We start from the raw sequence: 17366 nt of genomic DNA, 5'->3' as shown, positions 1-17366 counted from the left end.
CTGTCAGGCCTTGCCCTGTTCCACCAGGGTCAGCGCGACCTTGTCACGCAGGTACACCGGCAACGCCAGTTCCGGCGCCACGGCATCGCCATGGCGGAACCGTTTCGCAGCAATTTCGGCGACGTGCCTTGCCTGCGGAAAACGCGCGCCATCCGCCGAGCGTATGGGCGCGTGAATACGCTCGCGAAGTACCGCCTCGTAGGTAGCCCAGCCCGTACCTACGACATGCCACGCGCTGGCCTCGGGCAACACCAGGGCGGCAGCGGTATCGACGCGCTCGTGGTCCAGCAGGCTCACGCTGCCATCGTCCTCCCGGCGCCACGCCGCGACATAGATCTCGCCCATGCGTGCATCGATGATCGACAGGATCGCCGCGTCGTCTTCAGGGGCTTCCAGCGCGAGTGCCTCGAGCGACGAGACCGTGACAACGGGCAGGTCCAGCGCCATGGCCATGCCCTGGGCCAGCGACACGCCCAGGCGCACGCCGGTGAATGCCCCGGGGCCACGGCCGACGGCGATGCCGTTCAACGCCTCGCGGGAAAGGCCGGCTTCGGCCAGCAGGGCGTCGGCCATGGGCAACACCAGCTCGGCATGCCGGCGCGGGGCGATTTCGCTGCGTTCGATCACCTCATCGCCGTGGACCAGCGCGACGGAACAGGCTTCAGTGGAGGTTTCGATGGCGAGGAAGTTCATGGCGTTTCCGTCTGGCTGTTGAACGGCACCCCGTAGGCGTACCAGTCGATGCGGCGCGTGAGGTACATGAGCAGCGCGATGACGGCGACCAGTACGACCGAGCCGATCAGCAGCGCGTACTGCTCCGCGCCGATCAGGCCATACAGTATGGCGTAAACCAGGGCCAATACGCCGCCCAGCACCAGGCCGGCACCCCGGGCGCGCAAGACGGCGGAGGCATAGCCGCCCACGATCAGGACCACGGTCGCGGCCGCGGCGAGGTAGGCAGCGCCGAAGCCAACCTGCTCCGACAGGGCCAGCAACAGCACATAGAAGCTGGCCATGGCCGCACCGACCAACAGGTACTGCACCGGATGCAGGCGCAGGCCCTTGAGCACCTCGAAGAGGAAGAAGGCGACGAAGGTCAGCGCGATGAACAGCAGGCCATACTTTCCGGCGCGATCATTCTGTTGGTAGACGCTGCCAGGCTGGACCAGTCGCACGCCGAACGCGGATGCCTGCAAACGGCCATTGATCTCCTGGTCCGTCCCGTCCCAGTGCTGCCCATACGCCCGGTTGAGGTCCAGTGCCTGCCAGGTGGCATCGAAGCCTTGCGGCGTAACCTGGCTCTTGCCCGGCAGCAGCGCTCCCTGGAACGAGGGGTCCGGCCACGCCGAGCGCAGCCGCACCGTGCTGGAGCGCGCCAGCGGGAGTGCCGAAAAGGCCTCGGTACCGGCGATACGCAAGGTGAGGGCAAAATCGATCGGGGTGTCGCGCGTGGTGTCGATCGGCATCGGCACGGACAGCACGCTGTAGGGGCCCATGCGCGCGGATGACGACGCCAGGCGCACAGGCCGCCCATCCACCGTGACGGCGGTAATCCCCTGCAAGCCGACCGTATCGGCGATGAGCAGGCGCAGTTCCGCCCGCTCCGGGAACAGCGTTGCACCACTTTCCTGTGCAGCGCGGTTCACATCCGCGGGTATGAAGCGGCCGCGGATCGTGACATCGCCGGTGTAAACGGGTACTTCGTACATGCCGCTACGCCGTTTACTGACAGCCAGGTCCGCCGTCGTCGCGATCTCGTCGGCCAGCACGATATGCACGGCATCGCGCGTCGCCGCGGCACCGCTGTGCACGTCGCGCGCTGGCTCAAGCGAAGGCATGGCAATGACAAAGCCACCGATGCCCTGAGCGCCACCCCAGCCATCGGAGACACGGTGAATGGCGGTATCGCGCATGCTTTGCCGTTCGCGAACCAGGCCATCGGCCTGGGTGAGTGGAATCAGCATCAACAGGGCGAGCACGCCAATGCCGAGCACCTTGGCGGTAATCGATTGCGTCCAGCGAAACATGGTGGTCCTCCTTCCTCGAATGGTCGAAGGCATGGTTAGCCCGCCATCGGCGCGGCAGCGGCACCAGGTCGGGCCGATCGCAGGCATTTGCGGGCATTTGTGGGCAGCGGGTGGCGCCCGCTGGCAGGCCGGGCGCGTCGCGGGAGGGGTTCTATGCGAAGGTGGAGGGCAATCCGGTGACGGTACCTGTTGCCGGATAGGCGGGGGCGCCCCGTGAAACGACAGTAGCCTCGATCACCGCGCAGACATGCTCGAACGATGCGTCGTCGAGCCATGGGCTATTGGTTACCGTCAATGTACGAGCCGCGAACTCCCGCGCATTCGGCACGTCGTCACCCCCGGCCATTGGCGCGAGGTAGGGATAATCCGGAAGCGCGTGCACGAACATGCGCGCTACGCCGTGGCGCGAGGCCCACAAGCGCTGCAGCACCGCGTCGCGGGTGCTTTCATCGGGGAGCAGCAGCATCAGGTACGGCCAGGTCCCGCTATCGTCCGAGTAGACGTGGACACCGGGAATAGAGGCGAGGGCAGGCACGCGCGCACGTGCCTGCGTGGTGGTGGTCTCAATGAACAGGGGCAGCCGGTGGAAGGCGCGTGCACCCACCGCACGCCGCCAGCGGCCCACGCGATGCAACGGGAAATCCATGCCGAAATGCTCACCCGCTGCGCCGAGCAGGTCGCCGCGCCGGAGCGCACGGCGCAGCGGGCCGCCGTAGGCCATGCCAAGGCCGCGCGGACGATAGAACGCGGCGTAGCCCGCGAGCTCCAGCGTCCGGCGCAACTCCCAGCCGGGGTGCCAGCCGGCGATACGGCGTGATGTTCGCCGGATGCTGTCGCGCACGGCGTCGTCGCGTGCCACGAGCAAACCGCCTTCGAAGATCGACAAGCCCTTGCCTGCGGCAAGGCTGAAGAAGCCGACGTCGCCGTGTGTCCCTGCCGCCCGCCCGTCCAGGAACGCGCCGAACGCCTGCGCTGCATCCTCGACCACGTAGGCGCCGGTCGCCGCGGCCACCGCCTTCGCGGTAGCGACATCCGCCACACGCCCGCCAAGGTGCGTGGGTACGATCGCCAACGTTCGTTCGTTACAGGCTTCTGCCAGGCGCACGGGATCCATGTCGAAATGCCCGGCGCGCAGGTCGACCAGGCGCGGCTCGAGTCCGGCGCGCCGGATCGCCAGTGGCACGAGCGGGCAGGTGAACGCGGGAATCACGACGTCGCGTCGGCTGCGAGCATGGCCCGAGAGCGCCGTCAGCGCGACGGTCAGTGCCGCGGTGCCGGAACACTCCAGCTGCGCTTCCTCGACGCCCAGCCACTGCGCGGCCAGTGCCGTGAGGGGGGCGCGCACTTCGCCACCCAGATCGGTGATGCCCAGGGGCAAGCCTGCCGTCGGCGGTGCTTCGCGCTCAGGCCGGAACCACATCGCCGGTACCTTCATCGCCTTCAGCGAACGCCAGGCAGACGATGCCTGCCACGATGGCCAGCGCACCAAGCATTTGCATGGGGGATACAGGCTCACTGAATACCCAGTACGACAACACCATCACGCTCACCACCTCGAGGTGCGAGGCGGCAAATGCCGGGCCGACGGGGGCGTGCTTGAGAAGGCTCATCCAGGTGACGAACGCGCCGAGGTAGCCAATCACCGCGCCGTAGATCCACGGGTGCGAGAATACGCGTGCGAGCCACGCCGCGCTCAGCTCCACGGGCAGCGCGTGGTTGCCCGCAAGCTTGAAACAGACAAGGTTCAGGGTGTCGAACGCGAGCAGCAGGGCGAAGCCGATGACGTAGAAGCGCTTCATGTGCCCGCTCCCACGATGGCGACGCCCACGGCCACCAGCAGGATCCCGGTCACGCGCATGGGGCTGAGCCGTTCGCGGAACAGCAACCGGCCCGCGATCATGATGGCCACGATGTTGATCGAGCCCAGCAGCACGCCTTGCGACAACGGCACGAGCGACAGGAACGCGACCCAGACGACGAACTCGACGACGTAGCAGGCCATGCCCGCCCAGATCCAGCGACGGCCCAGCATGTACTTCCAGCGGGCCACGCCATCACCGGCGCGCTCATCGCTCGCTGCCGCCTTGAATGCGAGCTGGCCACCGGTATCCAGCAGCAGGTTGGCGAACCACAGCGCGAAGGCCAGCCCGTTCATGCTTACGCGGCCATGCGCGCGGGACGTGCCTCACGGGCCACGCGCGTGAAGAAATCGGCGCTGCGTTCGATCAGCGTGCGGCGTTCACGATCGATCGTGATCATGTGGTAGCTATCGGCCAGCAGCAGCATTTCAACCGGGCCGCGCACGCGGCGGGCCACCATGTCCGCGTTGGCCGTGCTGGCGACATCGTCATCGGCGGCGTGAGCGATGAAGCAGGGCGCGACGACATCGGGCAGGCGCTTGCGTACGTCACGCGCGAGCCAGACCATTTCCGCGAGGGCATGCCATGGGTTGCCCGGCAGGCCCGCGGCTTCGCTGTCGCCGGAGAACATGGCCGCGCTCACCTGCGCGCGCAGGCGCTCATCGCGGATGCCATAGGGCGGCTGTTCAATGAAGCTGCGCGTGCGGCAAATGCCCAGGCGTTTACAGATCGGCAGGATGAAGGAGAGGTGCCGGCCCGCCCACGGGATGGACCAGCCGTCGTAACGAAACGTCGCGCCAAACACGCCGACGCCGTCGACCCATGTCGGACGTACGGCGGCCAGCCGAAGGGCCAGGATGGCGCCCATGGAAAGGCCCGCCACGAACAGGCGATCCACCTTGCCGCGCAGCTGCTCCGCCGCGGCTTCCACGCTGGCGTACCAGTCCTGCCATGTCGTGGACAGCAGGTCAGCCTCGGTGCCGCAATGGCCAGCCAGGCGGACGCCCACCACGGTGAAGCCGGCGCGGTTCAGGCCCTTGCCGAGGATGCGCATTTCCGTGGGAGTGCCGGTCAGCCCGTGGATGAGCAGGACGCCATCGCGCCCACCTTCGAACTGGAATTCCGTCGCATCGCTCACGCCAGGGCCTCGCGCCTTCGCCTTCTCATGGCAGGCATGCTCGCAAGGCGTGGTTTCAGCGAGCTTTCCGCCGATCAGGCGGCCGCAAGAATTCGCGGCAGGCGCAGCTCTACGCGAAGGCCGCCCAGCGCCGAGCGGGCAAAGTGCACCCGCGCCGCGTGGCGTTCCGCAATGCTTTCAACGATCGCCAGGCCCAGGCCGGTCCCATCTTCGTCGCCGCCGGGCACACGGAAAAAGCGCTCGCCCAACTGGTCGAGAAACGCTTCCTCGACGCCCGGGCCGTCGTCGTCGACGGCGAGCACGGCATCGTCGCCCTCGCAGGTGACCGACACCGTTACGCAACGGCCGCGGCCCGCGTAGTGGAAGGCGTTATCCACGAGGTTGTCGATCACTTCCTGGATCTGCAGGGCATCGCCGCGGACCAGGCAGGCGCTTTCCGCGCCTTCGTAACCAAGGTCCACGCCCAGGTTCAGCGCCTGGTGCACGCGCATGCCCACGGCTTCGGGCACGACCTGCGACAGGTCGATCACGGCCATGCCATCGTGGTCGGGGAGATCGGGCGATTGGGTCCGGGTCAGTGCCAGCAACTGGGCGGACGTGCGCGCGGCGCGGGCGGCCAGGCGGTGGATGTGGGCCAGGGCGTCCTGTTGTTGTGCCGGATCGCTGCCGTTGCCGACACGCTCGACGTGGAGCTGGATGCCTGCCAACGGCGTGCGCAGCTGGTGCGCGGCATCGGCGATAAAGCGCTCCTGCAGCCCCAGCATGTTGCGCATGCGGGCGAACAGGTCATCGATGGTGCGCGTCAGCGGCAGGATCTCGACCGGCACGTCCTCTTCGCCGATCGGCCCCAGGTCGTGGCCGCGCCGGCCAAGGCGGGTCGTAAGCGGCTCAAGTACGCCCAGGCCGTGGCTCACCCCGAACCACACCAGCGACAGCACGGCAATGATCAGCAACGCCTGCATGGGCAACGTGAGCAGCAGGATTTCGCGGGCGCGCTGGTGGCGATCACGAAGATTTTCCGCCACCTTGATAGTGATCGTATCGCCAGGGTCGTGCCGGTTCGCGACGCGCATGACCGCCGCGCGCACCGGCTTGTGGCCAAGGTCCGTGTCATACAGCAGCGGCGCGGCGTCGACCTCCACCGGATCCCGGCTCGGTACGGCCAGCTCGGCGTTGCCGATGATCCGGCCGTGGCGATCGCTGATTACTTCGTAGTAGTTGCGCCCATCCGGATCGTATTCGAGAAGAAAGCGCGCCTGCGCGGTCAGTTCGCCGTTCAGCGCATCACTGCCGATCATCTCCGCCAGTGTCAGCGCCGAATCCGAAAGATCGGCATCGTGTACGCGATTGGAGTAGGCCAGCGCCACGAAGTAGCCGACTACCGCATCGGCCAGCAGCACGCCGAGCACGGGCACGAGCAGGAAGGTGAGCAGACGCCGGCGCAGGCTGGGGCGCGCCGGCCGGCGCGCCGCATGGCGGCGTTCAGGCATCGGCCGTTTCTTCGAGCAGGTAGCCCAGGCCACGGATCGTGCGGACGTTGGTGCCCGAGCCCTGGAGCTTCTTGCGCAGGCGGTGCAGGGCGATATCCAGGCCGTTATCGGTCAGGTCTTCGTCCCAGTTGCACAGGGCCTCCACCAGCTGGGCGCGGCTCGTGACCTTGTCGGCGCGCGTGGCCAGCGCTTCGATCAAGCCGAACTCACGCGCGGTGAGGTCGAGCGGCGAGTCACCGATCCAGGCCCTGTGCCCGGGGATATCCAGGCGCAGGCGTCCAATACGGAATTCGGGCGTACCGTTGCTTGCACGCCGGCGGAGCAGGGCGCGCACCCGTGCCTCGAACTCGGCAAGGGCGAAGGGCTTCACCAGGTAATCGTCGGCGCCCAGGTCGAGCACGCGAACGCGTTCCTTCAGGCCTTCGCGGGCGGTGACCACAAGCACCGGCAGGCTGGCGCCGCGCTTGCGGGCACGGCTGAGTACATCGCTGCCATCCAGCTGCGGCAAGCCCAGGTCGAGTACAAGAAGGTCGTAATCGTGATCGCGCAGGGCGTGGTCGGCGCTGGCGCCATCGGGGACGTGGTCGACGGCGTGGCCGCCCTGCTGCAGGGCGGAACGAACCGCGGCGGCGATAGAAGCGTCGTCTTCGGCTAAGAGTATGCGCATGGTGGGCAAGCATACGCTCCGTGGTGGGGTGTTCGCATGTTGTCGCGGCAGGCTTTCCAGTCCCTTTCCGCTAATTGCGAACGATTCGCATTGAGGTTAACATCGGCAGGCTTTCCGAACTGCCACCAGGGGCACTGACCACGCATGCGCGACACCGTCGACCGGCCACGCCGCGCGTTCTGGCTCAAGCACCTGCACCGCTGGCACTGGATCAGTTCGGCGGTATCCCTCGTGGTGCTGTTCATGTTTTCGGTGACCGGCTTCACGTTGAACCACGCGGCGCAGATCGAAGCGGCGCCGCAGGTGGAACGGCATGCGGCGACGTTACCCGGCGCCATGCTGAAACGCCTGGTGGATCCGGGCCGTAAATCGGCCCCTGTCGACGCCGTTGTCGCCCGCTATGTCCGGGAGCAGACCGGTGCAGACATTGCCGGCCGCGATGGCGACTGGAGCGACGACGAGGTGTACCTCTCGCTGCCCCGGCCGGGCGGCGATGCGTGGGTCAGCATCGATCGCGAGACCGGCGAGGTGCAGTACGAATCGACGGATCGCGGCTGGCTCGCCTGGTTCAACGATCTGCACAAGGGGCGGAATACCGGCCCCGCGTGGCGCTGGTTCATCGATGTGTTCGCCCTGGCCTGCGTGGTGTTCGCGGCCACGGGGTTGCTCCTGCTCAAGATGCACGCCAGCCAGCGTGGCATGACCTGGCCGCTCGTGGCGCTCGGTTTCGTGCTGCCCCTGGTGCTTGCCCTGCTTTTCATCCACTGACCCAAGGATCGCCATGCGCCGGATGCTTCCCCTCGCGCTCTGCTTCCTCGCCGCCCCGGTTGCTGCGGCGGACATGAACCTCACCGTCGAGATCCCCACGCTGAAGGTGGCCGAGTATCACCGCCCCTACGTGGCTGTGTGGGTTGAGCGCGAGGATCACACCGTCGCCGCCAACCTGGCTGTCTGGTACGACGTGAAAAAAGCGAGCGGCGAAGGCACCAAGTGGCTGAAGGACATGCGCCAGTGGTGGCGCCGTTCCGGCCGCGACCAGACCATGCCGATCGATGGCGTCTCGGGTGCCACGCGTCCCGCGGGCCAGCACCAGTTGCGCTTCACCGATGGCAAGCCGCCACTGGGCACCCTTGCCCCGGGGCATTACGAACTGATCGTCGAGGCCGCACGCGAGGTGGGTGGCCACGAGACGCAGCGCATCGCGTTCGACTGGCCAGCAAAGGCCCCCGTGCACCTTTCCGCGAAGGGTACGGACGAACTCGGCCAGATCACCCTCGACCTTAATCCCTGACCGGAGCTTTCCATGAAGCATGTGTTTGTTCGTGCCGCGCTTGCCGCCGCGCTGATCCTTCCTTTCGCGGCCCAGGCGCACAAGATGTGGATCGTGCCCTCCACCACGGTGGTCTCCAGCGACGATGCGTGGGTGACGGTCGATGCCGCCGTTTCCAACGATCTGTACTACCCCGATCACTTCCCGGCGCAGTTGGACCAGTTGGTGATCACCGCCCCCGACGGTACCCAGGTGAAGCCCGAGAACCCGTGGACCGGCAAGTACCGCAGCGCGTTCGACCTGCCCGTGCCTCAGAAAGGCACGTACCGCATCGCACTGGTGAACCAGGGCTTGTTCGCGAACTACGAAGTGGATGGCCAGAAGAAGCGCTGGCGCGGTAGCGCGGCCGATCTGAAAACGGCCATCCCCGCCAATGCGAAGGATGTGAAGGTGAGCGAGATGGCGTCGCGCGTGGAAACGTTCGTGACCCAGGGCAAGCCCGGCGGCGCCGCGCTCAAGCCCACGGGCAAGGGCCTGGAGCTTGTGCCCGTCACCCAGCCGAACGACCTGGTCACGGGCGAGAAGGCCACCTTCCAGCTCCTTCTGGATGGCAAGCCGGCCGGTAACCTCAAGGTCACCGCGATTGATGGCGCCACGCGTTACCGCAACGCGCAGGACGAAATGGATACGCAGACGGACAAGGACGGCAAGTTCAGCTTTACCTTCGCTACGCCGGGCATGTACTGGGTGAATGCGTCGACCGAAGACGACAAGACCTCGACGAAGGAAGCCAAGCAGCGCCGCGTCGCCTACACCGCCACGCTGGAAGTGCTGCCGCAGTGATCGCCGTTCCCTGCAGGAGCCTGCTTGCACGCGGTGCACGTTGCCGCAAGCCCCATCGCGCGCAAGCGCGCTCCTGCAGGGGGCTCGCATTACTGCTGTGGCTGACATGTTTTACGGCCACGGCCACCGATGTACGCCGCTTCGAGGGCGAGACCATGGGCACGACGTGGTCAGTGAACGCCGTGCTGCCGCCCAACGCCAGGGAGACCGCCATCGAACGCGGCATCCAGGCGGAAGTGGATCGTGTCGTCGCGCAGATGAGCACCTATGAAGCCGACTCCGACCTGAGTCGCTTCAACCGCGCACCTGCGGGTACGTGGCAGGCCTTGCCACCGGAGTTCTACGGCGTGCTGCGCTACGCGCTGTCGCTGGCCAGGGATTCCGGGGGGGCTTACGACCCCACCGTGGGCCCGCTGGTCAACCTGTGGGGGTTCGGCCCGGACAAACGCCCACACGATGCCCCCGATACCGCGGCGATCGCCGCGGCACGCGCACGCGTGGGCTGGCAACGCATCAAGCTCGACGACGTCGGCCATCGCGCCTTCCAGCCCGGCGGCGTGTATGTCGATCTTTCCTCGGTCGCCAAGGGCTTCGGCGTGGACCAGGTCGCCCGCTTCCTCGATCGCGAAGGCGTCACGTCATACCTGGTCGAGGTGGGCGGTGAGCTGCGCGCGCATGGTCACAAGCCTGACGGCACCCCATGGCATGTGGGGATAGAACGCCCCGGCGCGGCATCGGCGGCGGTCGATAGCGTTGACGAGGTGGAGCGCATCGTCTCACTGACCGACAAGGCGATCGCGACGTCGGGCGACTACCGCCACTTTTTTGAATCCGGCGGCAGGTTCTATTCGCACCACATCGATCCGCGCACCGGCTATCCCGTGGCACATACCGTGGCCTCGGTGAGCATCGTGGCGGATGACTGCATGCATGCCGATTCGCTGGGCACCACGATGACGGTGCTCGGCCCCGACGAGGGCATGGTCTACGCGAAGCAGCATGGCATTGCCGTGCTGTTTGTCCTTTATCGCGGCGATGGCAAGTTCGAAGAGCGCATGTCGCCGGCATTCGTAAAGGCCGTTCAGTGAAAAGCGCGTGGGGGCAGCTTGGCATTGGCGCATTGCTCTTGCTGGCGGTCGCGTTATTCGCCCACTGGCAGGATTTCTCTGGCCTGCGCGTGGGCCAGCCAGGGCGAGTGGCGTGGGCTGGCATGGCGGCCGTGGGCTGGGCCGCATGGGTCGCCGTCGCCACCCGCCCACGGCGGCGCGATCCGGCGCTGCAGACACCTGGCGGTATCCTGGTGGTGCACGCCTCGCAGACCGGCTTCGCGACGGAACTGGCTGAGCGAACGGCCGCATCGTTGCGCGCGGGTGGCATCGCTGTCGAACTGCGCGACATGGCATCTCTTTCCGCGGCCGACCTTTCGTCGCACACGCGTGCGTTGTTCGTGGCCAGCACCACGGGCGAAGGCGATGCGCCGGATACCGCGACAGCATTCCAGCGCGATGTGATGCGCGTGGCCGTTGACCTGCGCGCGCTGAAGTATGCCGTCCTCGCGCTGGGCGATCGCGACTATGAGGACTTCTGCGCCTTCGGTCGGGACATTGACCGGTGGCTGCGCGAGCGTGGTGCGACGCCCTGGTTCGATCGGGTGGATGTCGATAACGGTGACGAGGGGGCGCTGCGCCACTGGCAGGGCCAGGTCACACAGCTGGCGGGTGCCGCAGAACAGCCGGATTGGTCGCGCCCTGCCTACCAGCCGTGGTTCCTGCAGGAGCGGCGCCTGCTCAACCCAGGCAGCGCGGGCGCACCGTGCTTCCACCTTGCGCTCGTTCCCGATGATCCTGCGAACCTCCGTTGGGAAGCGGGCGACATTGCCGAGATCGGCCCACGCCGGTCGCGGGCCGATGATGAGTCGCTGCCGCACCGCGAGTATTCGATCGCGTCCGTGCCGGCCGATGGCGCCCTGCACCTCGTGGTGCGCCAGCAGCGCGGTGCCGATGGCTTACTGGGCAGTGGCTCCGGCTGGCTCACGGACATAGCCCACGAGGGCGATGGCATCGATTTGCGCGTACGCCGCAATGCGGGCTTCCATGCTCCGGCCGATGACAGGCCGGTCCTGTTCATCGGCAACGGCACGGGTATCGCCGGCCTGCGCGCGCTGCTGAAGACACGCATGGCACGTGGGCACGCGCGCAACTGGCTGGTGTTCGGCGAGCGCCATGAGCATTCCGATCGCCTGCATGTGGACGAGCTGGAGCGTTGGCGCGACGAGGGCGCGATTGAACGACTCGACCTCGTCTGGTCACGCGACGCGCGCAGCGTACGCTACGTGCAGGATCGCTTGCGCGTAGCGGCTGAGGCGTTGCGCGACTTTATCGGCCAGGGTGCAAGCATCTACGTATGCGGCAGCTTGGCCGGGATGGCCCCCGGTGTGGATGGCGCACTGCGCGAGGTTCTTGGTGATCGCCAGGTCGAGGCACTGGCCGCGGCGGGACGCTACCGGCGCGACGTCTACTAGCGCGTACTCCGCGGGCGGCGCAGGCGGCGCAGCATTAGCCAGGTCGCCGTGATCGGGCCCGAAAGGGCATAAATCACCAGGTATGCGTACACCGACCACGGCGAGAACCAGATGGATCCCACCACGAACGCGGCGCCGATCAGCACCGTCGTCGCGTTCAGCTTGAGCTTCAGCGATTTGCTGCTCAGGTAGCGGAACGGGCTGATCATCGATGCGGCCAGCACGAAGAGCATGACGTTGATGACGCCCTGGATGGTGTCAGCGGGCCAGCTGGCGCCGCTGTAGCGGCCAATCGCGATGAGCACCACCACGAGCGAGGCCGCCGATGGCGTGTTCAGGCCGAGGAAAATCGACTTGTCCTTCTGGACGTTGAACATGGCCAGGCGCATGACGGCACACGCGCAGAAGGCGATCTGTGCGGGCAGGAACGCCTCCGCGCCAATCGAACGCAGGTAGGTGCCTGCGACCACCACCGGCACCACGCCGAACGCGATAGCGTCGGAAAGGCTATCCAGCTGCGTTCCCAGGTCGCTGGATGACCCGGTCTTGCGTGCGACGAACCCGTCGGCACCGTCGCAGACCAGGCAGGCGATAAACAACGTGCCCAGGTAGGCCAGCTCACCGGAGAGCGCGCGGTTGATGATCAGGACGGCGCAGGTCAGCGAGCACAACGTGATGAAGTTGGCCAGCGTCACCAGGTTCTCATAGGGGGCACGCAGTTTCAGACGCATAGCAGGCGCACCTGGTTGCCATGGATGCCGTCGTAGCGCAGCGATGTCAGGTCGGTGATCCATTCGACGCCAGGTGGTACCTCGGTGGGATGATCGCCGGCGATCGCCAGCACGCGTGCCCCCGCGCCCAGCCCGGCATCGATGCCGGCCTTGGCATCTTCGAACACCAGGCAATGCGCGGGCGCGGCGCCCATGCGCTCCGCACCCAGCAGGTACGCTTCCGGGTCCGGCTTGCCGTTCGTGACGACTTCACCGGTGACCATGCGCGGCGGTGGCGTGATGCCAGCCGCGGCCAGGCGCGCCTTCGCCAACACGGTGTCCGCCGAGGTCACGATGGTCCACCGGTCGGCGGGGAGGGCGGCGAGCAGGTCGATGGCACCGGGGATAGGCACGATGCCGTCGACGTCCTCGACTTCTTCGCGATACAGGCGCTCGTAGACGGTGTCGATGTCCTGGCCGGCCATTGGCGCGAATTCCTTGATGGAATCGTACATGCGTACGCCATGCAGCCTCGGCAGCACGAAGTGCCAGTCCAGGCCCACTTCATCGCACCAGCGCTTCCAGATTTTCTCGACGACGACGCGCGAATCGATCAGCGTGCCGTCCATGTCGAAGAGCAGGGCCTGGGCGTCGATGGCCAGGCCGGGTTGAAGCCGCATGTTGCCTCCGGAGGGATCGCGAGGGGCACCGCATGGCGCGGTAAGCCCCTCACGATACCGGAGCCGAGCGCCCGCGTCAGTTGATGCGGGTCAGCTTGTGGTTGCGGCGCGCATCGGCAATGACGGCTTGCACCTGTTCATTGGCCTTGCGGCCTGCCTCGGCCTGCGTCCGGCCCCATTCGGCCTGGGTACGGCCCTGCTCGGCACGCATGCGGCCGATCTCCGCCATCTGCCGTGCAATATCCGCCTGCTCGCGGCCGATCGCGGCGTTGCCCGCGGCGTAAGCTTCGCGGTCGGTCGGATGAGTGGGGTCAGCCTGCTGAACGGAGAGCGCGGCCCGGCGTTCGGCCAGTTTCTGCATCTGTTCGTTCAACACGGCCTGGCGCTGGTCGAGTTCGATCTCACGCTTGCGATCGGTGGCCGGCGGCGGCGGGGTCGCTTTGAACGCATCCGCATAAATAGCGCGGATGCGAGCGAGGTAGGCCGGATCCCGCAGTTCCCATTGGCCCTCTTCGTTCGCAATCGTGATGTAGCCATCCTTGCCATCGGTGCCGCGTGAGCTTAGCGGCCCGTGGTCTTCAATGGTCGAGACGGCATGGATGTGGACGCCAGCCATCGGCGCGGGCGGTGCCGCTGGTGCCGCCGGTGCGGGCGGCGGCACCGGTGCGGGCGGTGGCGCGGGAAGGCTGCGCAGCGGGGCCGCAGCGAGCGCTGCCACAGCGGGCGGATCGGCGGGCGTGGCGGGCGTTGCCGGCGCGGCCGGCGTTGCAGGTGTTGCGCGCCCCGCATGCGTCACGAACGCGGTGGCTCGCGGCCCTTTGTCGACGATGACGGCTACCGCGGGTGCGGTCGGCGCCGGGGCTGCGGCGGGCGCTGGTTGTGCGGCCGCTACTGGCGTAGCTGCGGTGCGCGCCGATGCATCGGCTTGAGGCGTGGCCGCAGCGATGCTCATGGGGGCGTCAACCTGCTGCGATGCCGCGACCACGCGCCACGGCAGCGCAGCGGCAAGGGCAAGCGTGGCGACGAAAACCGTGGTGGCGACGCGCGGCCGCGCGTCCTGCGATTGACCAAGCATGTCGAGTCTCCTTTTCAGGATGCGGAAGGTGGGGGATGCACCGGGCAGGGCATGGTGCGGGTGAGGCGACACACCAAGGCGAAGTAGCAGGCGCCCATAGCTACCGGGAGCGAGGCGGCCATGATCGACCGCGAGTGCATCGCAGGCGGCCTCACGGCACAGGGCGTATTCGCGAACCGCGACGTGGGCCATGGGGTGGAAGAAGAACAGCGTGCGGGCGAGGGCAGGGATGCCGCCAAGCACCAGGTCGCCGCGGCGTACGTGGGCCAGTTCGTGCATGAGCGCCATTTCGCGCTCGTCGTCGCCAAGGGTGTCGTCAAGCGGCAGCAGGATCGTTGGGCGCCAGAGGCCCACCACCTGCGGCGAATCGACCTCGGCGGAGACGGCAAGGCGCGGCGAGCGGCGCAGCCCCATGGCCCGTGCACGCTGGGCGCAGAGCGTTTCCAGGCGTACATCGTCGTGCGGCAACGCCCGGGTCACGATGCCGGCCAGGTGGTACCAGCGAGCGATGCCGATGGCGGCCTGCACGGCGACAAGCACCGCCCACGCGGCCAGCAGCGCCGTGCTCCATGACCACCATCCTGCTGAATCGGGCGCCACATCCGGCATGTCCACCGTCACGGTGGTGGCATGTACGCCGACGGTGGCCGCGACCGGATCCGGGGATGCAGGAAGCAAGGGCAAGTCGATGCTGCCTGGCATGCACAGGCCCAGCAGCATTTGCGCGCCGACCAGCCACCACATCCACGAACGGGTGGCGGCGCTGAGCGTGGGCATCAGGCGGCAGAGCGCCCAGATAAACGCGGCGAACAGAAGCGTTTGCAGGGATGCGGCCACGAGCCGGCTGGATAGCGTGTCGAGAAGGGCGTCCATGGTCAGCGCCCTTTTCGCTGCGACTGCAGCTGGCCGACGAGTGCTTCGAGTTCGGCCAGTTCGTTATCGCTGACCTGGCCGCGCTCGGCCATCCATGCGACGAACGGGGATACGGAGCCTTGCAGGGTGCGTTCGACGAAGCGCGCAACGGCGCCGCTCATGACGTCGCCCGATTCGCCGGTAACGCTGTAGCGATACGCGCCTTCGGCCTTACGACGGCTGAGGAAGCCCTTGGCGCGGAGCCGTTCCATCATGGTGAGCACGGTGGAGCGGGCGAGGCCGCGTGCTTCGCCGTACCCTGCGCACACCTCGGCGACCGAGCTTTTCGGTGCATCCTCGATGTATTGCAGCAAGGCGAGTTCCTGGTCGCCAATGGTCTTCTTTGCCATGTCCCGCTCCTGACTACAGATGTAGGCAATATGCGCCTGACTACAACTGTCGTCAAGAGGGGCGTTCGCCGTTGGCCTTACGTCATTGAACCGGCGAACAGGCAGGATGAAACACACACTCACTGAAACAAGCGAAGAACCAAAAAAAAGCCCCCGCCAGAAGGCAGGGGCTTTCGGTACCTCGTCGATCCGCGGCGGCAAGGCCGCCGCACGGGATCAGGCGGCGGCGTCCTTCAGCTTCTTGAGCGGACGGACCTTGACCTTCACCGAGGCGGGCTTGGCAGCGAACCAGCGCTCTTCACCGGTGAACGGATCCTTACCCTTGCGCTTCGGCTTGGCAGCCACGGCAACGGAGGTGATCTTCAGCAGGCCCGGCAGCGTGAACGTGCCAGCGCCCTTCTTGTGGACCGAAGCGCTGATCGCGCCTTCGAGCGAGGCCAGGACGGCCTTCACGCTCTTCGAATCCACACCGCTCTGCTCGACGATGTGCGAGACGAGCGACGACTTCGACAGCGGATCCTTGATCGGCTTGAGCGCGGCAGGCGCCTTAGCAGCCTTGGCGGGAGCCTTGGCAGCGGCCTTCTTTGCCGCCGTTTTTTTGGTCGTGGCCATGATATTCCTTGTCACTTTGATCGAATGAGGCGGCCCTTAAAGGCCGGTGCCCAGCGGGCGACTCACTCTAGCGTTGCTTTCGTCCGCTGAAAATAGGGTTGAAGAAGATTTTTCGCATTCGATGCACCTTTTTTTCAGGGTCCCCGTGACGCGGTGCGGAAAATTCACCGCCAAAGGTCATGGACGTACGTGAACTCCGGCCCGATGTGGCATACCTTAGGCCCATGTCCCCACTGATCGACAGCCACGGCCGTACCAAGCGCAAGTTGCGGATCTCCCTGACAGATCGCTGCAATTTCCGCTGTACGTACTGCATGCCGGAGCAGCCCGACTGGCTCCCGCGCAAGAGCCTCCTTGCGCGGGGCGAGCTCGTGCGCCTGGCCGGGCTGTTCGTCGACCAGGGAATCGACCAGATCCGCCTGACAGGGGGCGAGCCCCTGCTTCGTCGCGACCTGGTGGAGTGCGTTCGCGAGATCGGTGCGCTGCGTGAGCGAGGCCTGCGTCGTCTTTCCATGACCACCAATGCCTCGCGGATTGCGCCAGTGGCTGCCACGCTCGTCGCCGCGGGCATCGATGATTTCAACGTAAGCCTGGATGCCGTGGATGCCACTGTATTCCGCCAACTGACCCGGCGCGAGGTGGCACCGGTGCTGGATGGCATACGCGCCCTCGCCGATGCGGGGGCCTCCATCAAACTCAACGCCGTCGTCATGCGTGGCGAGAACGACGACCAGGTCGTGCCCCTGCTGGAATGGGCGATGGCCCAGGGCCTGCCCCTGCGCTTTATCGAGTACATGCCCCTGGATGCGCCCGGGCACTGGCGCCGCGACGCCGTGGTCAGTGAAGCCGAGATGCTCGCGGCGATCGGCGCACAGCACACGGTGGAGGCGTTGCCGCGCAGCAGCGATCCTGCATCCCCGTACCGGGTGGACGGGCATTATCCCCTGGGCATCATTTCCACCGTGTCGCATCCGTTTTGCGCCAGTTGCGATCGCTTGCGGATCACGGCCACGGGAGAACTGTTCACCTGCCTGTTCTCGCCGATCGGCACACCGCTGGGTGTGCAGATGCGCGAAGGCGCCGATGACGAAACGCTTTCGGCCACGGTGCGGCGGGCGGTGTGGTTGAAGGACGCCGGCTACGCATCACGCCCCGGCCCCGTCGAGCGAACGGTCACCATGCACGCGATGGGCGGCTGAACCCACCCGAGAG

Annotated in this window: 19 protein-coding genes; 6 read left to right on the top strand and 13 right to left on the bottom strand. The window is 66.8% G+C overall.

Annotation, left to right across the window (positions count from 1 at the left end; genetic code table 11):
• Nucleotides 1-3 precede the first annotated feature (3 nt).
• From tsaB to L2Y97_RS17215, 8 genes are all read right to left on the bottom strand, one after another.
• Nucleotides 4-693, bottom strand: a complete 690-nt coding sequence (gene tsaB, locus L2Y97_RS17250) for a tRNA (adenosine(37)-N6)-threonylcarbamoyltransferase complex dimerization subunit type 1 TsaB (RefSeq protein ID WP_247429036.1) — start codon at nucleotides 691-693, stop codon at nucleotides 4-6.
• Nucleotides 690-2027, bottom strand: a complete 1338-nt coding sequence (creD, locus tag L2Y97_RS17245) for a cell envelope integrity protein CreD (RefSeq protein ID WP_247429034.1) — start codon at nucleotides 2025-2027, stop codon at nucleotides 690-692. The genes tsaB and creD overlap by 4 nt, the downstream gene beginning before the upstream one ends.
• Before the next feature lie 151 nt (nucleotides 2028-2178).
• Nucleotides 2179-3447 carry a DegT/DnrJ/EryC1/StrS family aminotransferase gene (locus L2Y97_RS17240; RefSeq protein ID WP_247429032.1) on the bottom strand — a complete coding sequence of 423 codons (1269 nt, stop codon included), beginning with the start codon at nucleotides 3445-3447 and terminating at the stop codon, nucleotides 2179-2181.
• Nucleotides 3431-3826: a DMT family transporter gene (locus tag L2Y97_RS17235; protein WP_247429029.1), complete on the bottom strand. Its 396-nt coding sequence runs from the start codon at nucleotides 3824-3826 to the stop codon at nucleotides 3431-3433. The genes L2Y97_RS17240 and L2Y97_RS17235 overlap by 17 nt, the downstream gene beginning before the upstream one ends.
• Complete coding sequence (locus tag L2Y97_RS17230; protein WP_247429026.1) at nucleotides 3823-4182, bottom strand: DMT family transporter; 360 nt, start codon at nucleotides 4180-4182, stop codon at nucleotides 3823-3825. Before L2Y97_RS17230 ends, L2Y97_RS17235 begins: the two co-directional genes overlap by 4 nt.
• 2 nt (nucleotides 4183-4184) lie before the next feature.
• Complete coding sequence (locus L2Y97_RS17225; RefSeq protein WP_247429023.1) at nucleotides 4185-5024, bottom strand: alpha/beta hydrolase; 840 nt, start codon at nucleotides 5022-5024, stop codon at nucleotides 4185-4187.
• Nucleotides 5025-5098: 74 nt separating this feature from the next.
• Nucleotides 5099-6514 (bottom strand): sensor histidine kinase, encoded by a 1416-nt coding sequence (locus L2Y97_RS17220; protein ID WP_247429021.1) that lies wholly within the window; start codon nucleotides 6512-6514, stop codon nucleotides 5099-5101.
• On the bottom strand, nucleotides 6507-7181 hold the full coding sequence (locus L2Y97_RS17215; RefSeq protein WP_247429019.1) for a response regulator: 675 nt from the start codon (nucleotides 7179-7181) through the stop codon (nucleotides 6507-6509). The genes L2Y97_RS17220 and L2Y97_RS17215 overlap by 8 nt, the downstream gene beginning before the upstream one ends.
• A 144-nt stretch (nucleotides 7182-7325) precedes the next feature.
• Here L2Y97_RS17215 and L2Y97_RS17210 point away from each other — a divergent pair, with 144 nt between their 5' ends.
• The 5 genes from L2Y97_RS17210 to L2Y97_RS17190 all read left to right on the top strand — a co-directional run bounded on the left by L2Y97_RS17210 (nucleotide 7326) and on the right by L2Y97_RS17190 (nucleotide 11815).
• On the top strand, nucleotides 7326-7949 hold the full coding sequence (locus L2Y97_RS17210; RefSeq protein WP_247429017.1) for a PepSY-associated TM helix domain-containing protein: 624 nt from the start codon (nucleotides 7326-7328) through the stop codon (nucleotides 7947-7949).
• A gap of 13 nt (nucleotides 7950-7962) precedes the next feature.
• Nucleotides 7963-8472: a DUF2271 domain-containing protein gene (locus L2Y97_RS17205; RefSeq protein WP_247429015.1), complete on the top strand. Its 510-nt coding sequence runs from the start codon at nucleotides 7963-7965 to the stop codon at nucleotides 8470-8472.
• 12 nt (nucleotides 8473-8484) lie between these two features.
• Complete coding sequence (locus tag L2Y97_RS17200) at nucleotides 8485-9294, top strand: DUF4198 domain-containing protein (protein WP_247429014.1); 810 nt, start codon at nucleotides 8485-8487, stop codon at nucleotides 9292-9294.
• A 155-nt stretch (nucleotides 9295-9449) separates the two neighbouring features.
• Nucleotides 9450-10382 carry an FAD:protein FMN transferase gene (locus L2Y97_RS17195; RefSeq protein WP_247429012.1) on the top strand — a complete coding sequence of 311 codons (933 nt, stop codon included), beginning with the start codon at nucleotides 9450-9452 and terminating at the stop codon, nucleotides 10380-10382.
• The gene (locus L2Y97_RS17190; protein WP_247429011.1) at nucleotides 10379-11815 is read left to right on the top strand and encodes a sulfite reductase subunit alpha; all 1437 of its coding nucleotides are present in this window, start codon (nucleotides 10379-10381) and stop codon (nucleotides 11813-11815) included. Before L2Y97_RS17195 ends, L2Y97_RS17190 begins: the two co-directional genes overlap by 4 nt.
• Here the strand turns inward: L2Y97_RS17190 and L2Y97_RS17185 are convergent.
• The 5 genes from L2Y97_RS17185 to L2Y97_RS17165 form a co-directional block, all read right to left on the bottom strand.
• A complete protein-coding gene (locus L2Y97_RS17185) occupies nucleotides 11812-12546 on the bottom strand; it encodes a CDP-alcohol phosphatidyltransferase family protein (protein WP_247429009.1) in 735 nt (244 codons plus the stop codon). The two genes, L2Y97_RS17190 and L2Y97_RS17185, sit on opposite strands and share 4 nt — an antisense overlap.
• Nucleotides 12537-13205, bottom strand: coding sequence for an HAD-IA family hydrolase (locus tag L2Y97_RS17180; RefSeq protein WP_247429007.1), 669 nt, complete (start codon nucleotides 13203-13205; stop codon nucleotides 12537-12539). The genes L2Y97_RS17185 and L2Y97_RS17180 overlap by 10 nt, the downstream gene beginning before the upstream one ends.
• Nucleotides 13206-13281: 76 nt before the next feature.
• A complete protein-coding gene (locus L2Y97_RS17175) occupies nucleotides 13282-15153 on the bottom strand; it encodes a M56 family metallopeptidase (RefSeq protein WP_247429005.1) in 1872 nt (623 codons plus the stop codon).
• 2 nt (nucleotides 15154-15155) lie between these two features.
• The gene (locus L2Y97_RS17170) at nucleotides 15156-15542 is read right to left on the bottom strand and encodes a BlaI/MecI/CopY family transcriptional regulator (protein ID WP_247429002.1); all 387 of its coding nucleotides are present in this window, start codon (nucleotides 15540-15542) and stop codon (nucleotides 15156-15158) included.
• Between the two features lie 216 nt (nucleotides 15543-15758).
• A complete protein-coding gene (locus L2Y97_RS17165) occupies nucleotides 15759-16157 on the bottom strand; it encodes an HU family DNA-binding protein (RefSeq protein WP_247436862.1) in 399 nt (132 codons plus the stop codon).
• 221 nt (nucleotides 16158-16378) lie between these two features.
• On the opposite strand from L2Y97_RS17165, the gene moaA reads away from it, so the two are divergent.
• On the top strand, nucleotides 16379-17353 hold the full coding sequence (gene moaA, locus L2Y97_RS17160) for a GTP 3',8-cyclase MoaA (protein ID WP_247428999.1): 975 nt from the start codon (nucleotides 16379-16381) through the stop codon (nucleotides 17351-17353).
• Nucleotides 17354-17366 lie beyond the last annotated feature (13 nt).

The sequence above is a fragment of the Luteibacter aegosomatissinici genome (assembly GCF_023078495.1).
In the GTDB taxonomy this organism is placed as follows: domain Bacteria; phylum Pseudomonadota; class Gammaproteobacteria; order Xanthomonadales; family Rhodanobacteraceae; genus Luteibacter; species Luteibacter aegosomatissinici.
The sequence above is the reverse complement of the archived record's forward strand: the minus strand, read 5'-3'. Positions and strand labels throughout refer to the sequence as shown.

Coding starts and splice junctions, on each gene's coding strand:
- creD (WP_247429034.1), bottom strand. CDS start 2,027: ATGTTTCGCTGGACGCAATCGATTACCGCCAAGGTGCTCGGCATTGGC.
- L2Y97_RS17175 (WP_247429005.1), bottom strand. CDS start 15,153: ATGGACGCCCTTCTCGACACGCTATCCAGCCGGCTCGTGGCCGCATCC.
- L2Y97_RS17230 (WP_247429026.1), bottom strand. CDS start 4,182: ATGAACGGGCTGGCCTTCGCGCTGTGGTTCGCCAACCTGCTGCTGGAT.
- L2Y97_RS17205 (WP_247429015.1), top strand. CDS start 7,963: ATGCGCCGGATGCTTCCCCTCGCGCTCTGCTTCCTCGCCGCCCCGGTT.
- L2Y97_RS17195 (WP_247429012.1), top strand. CDS start 9,450: ATGGGCACGACGTGGTCAGTGAACGCCGTGCTGCCGCCCAACGCCAGG.
- moaA (WP_247428999.1), top strand. CDS start 16,379: ATGTCCCCACTGATCGACAGCCACGGCCGTACCAAGCGCAAGTTGCGG.
- L2Y97_RS17215 (WP_247429019.1), bottom strand. CDS start 7,181: ATGCGCATACTCTTAGCCGAAGACGACGCTTCTATCGCCGCCGCGGTT.
- L2Y97_RS17200 (WP_247429014.1), top strand. CDS start 8,485: ATGAAGCATGTGTTTGTTCGTGCCGCGCTTGCCGCCGCGCTGATCCTT.
- L2Y97_RS17210 (WP_247429017.1), top strand. CDS start 7,326: ATGCGCGACACCGTCGACCGGCCACGCCGCGCGTTCTGGCTCAAGCAC.
- L2Y97_RS17235 (WP_247429029.1), bottom strand. CDS start 3,826: ATGAAGCGCTTCTACGTCATCGGCTTCGCCCTGCTGCTCGCGTTCGAC.
- L2Y97_RS17185 (WP_247429009.1), bottom strand. CDS start 12,546: ATGCGTCTGAAACTGCGTGCCCCCTATGAGAACCTGGTGACGCTGGCC.
- L2Y97_RS17180 (WP_247429007.1), bottom strand. CDS start 13,205: ATGCGGCTTCAACCCGGCCTGGCCATCGACGCCCAGGCCCTGCTCTTC.
- L2Y97_RS17240 (WP_247429032.1), bottom strand. CDS start 3,447: ATGTGGTTCCGGCCTGAGCGCGAAGCACCGCCGACGGCAGGCTTGCCC.
- tsaB (WP_247429036.1), bottom strand. CDS start 693: ATGAACTTCCTCGCCATCGAAACCTCCACTGAAGCCTGTTCCGTCGCG.
- L2Y97_RS17220 (WP_247429021.1), bottom strand. CDS start 6,514: ATGCCTGAACGCCGCCATGCGGCGCGCCGGCCGGCGCGCCCCAGCCTG.
- L2Y97_RS17170 (WP_247429002.1), bottom strand. CDS start 15,542: ATGGCAAAGAAGACCATTGGCGACCAGGAACTCGCCTTGCTGCAATAC.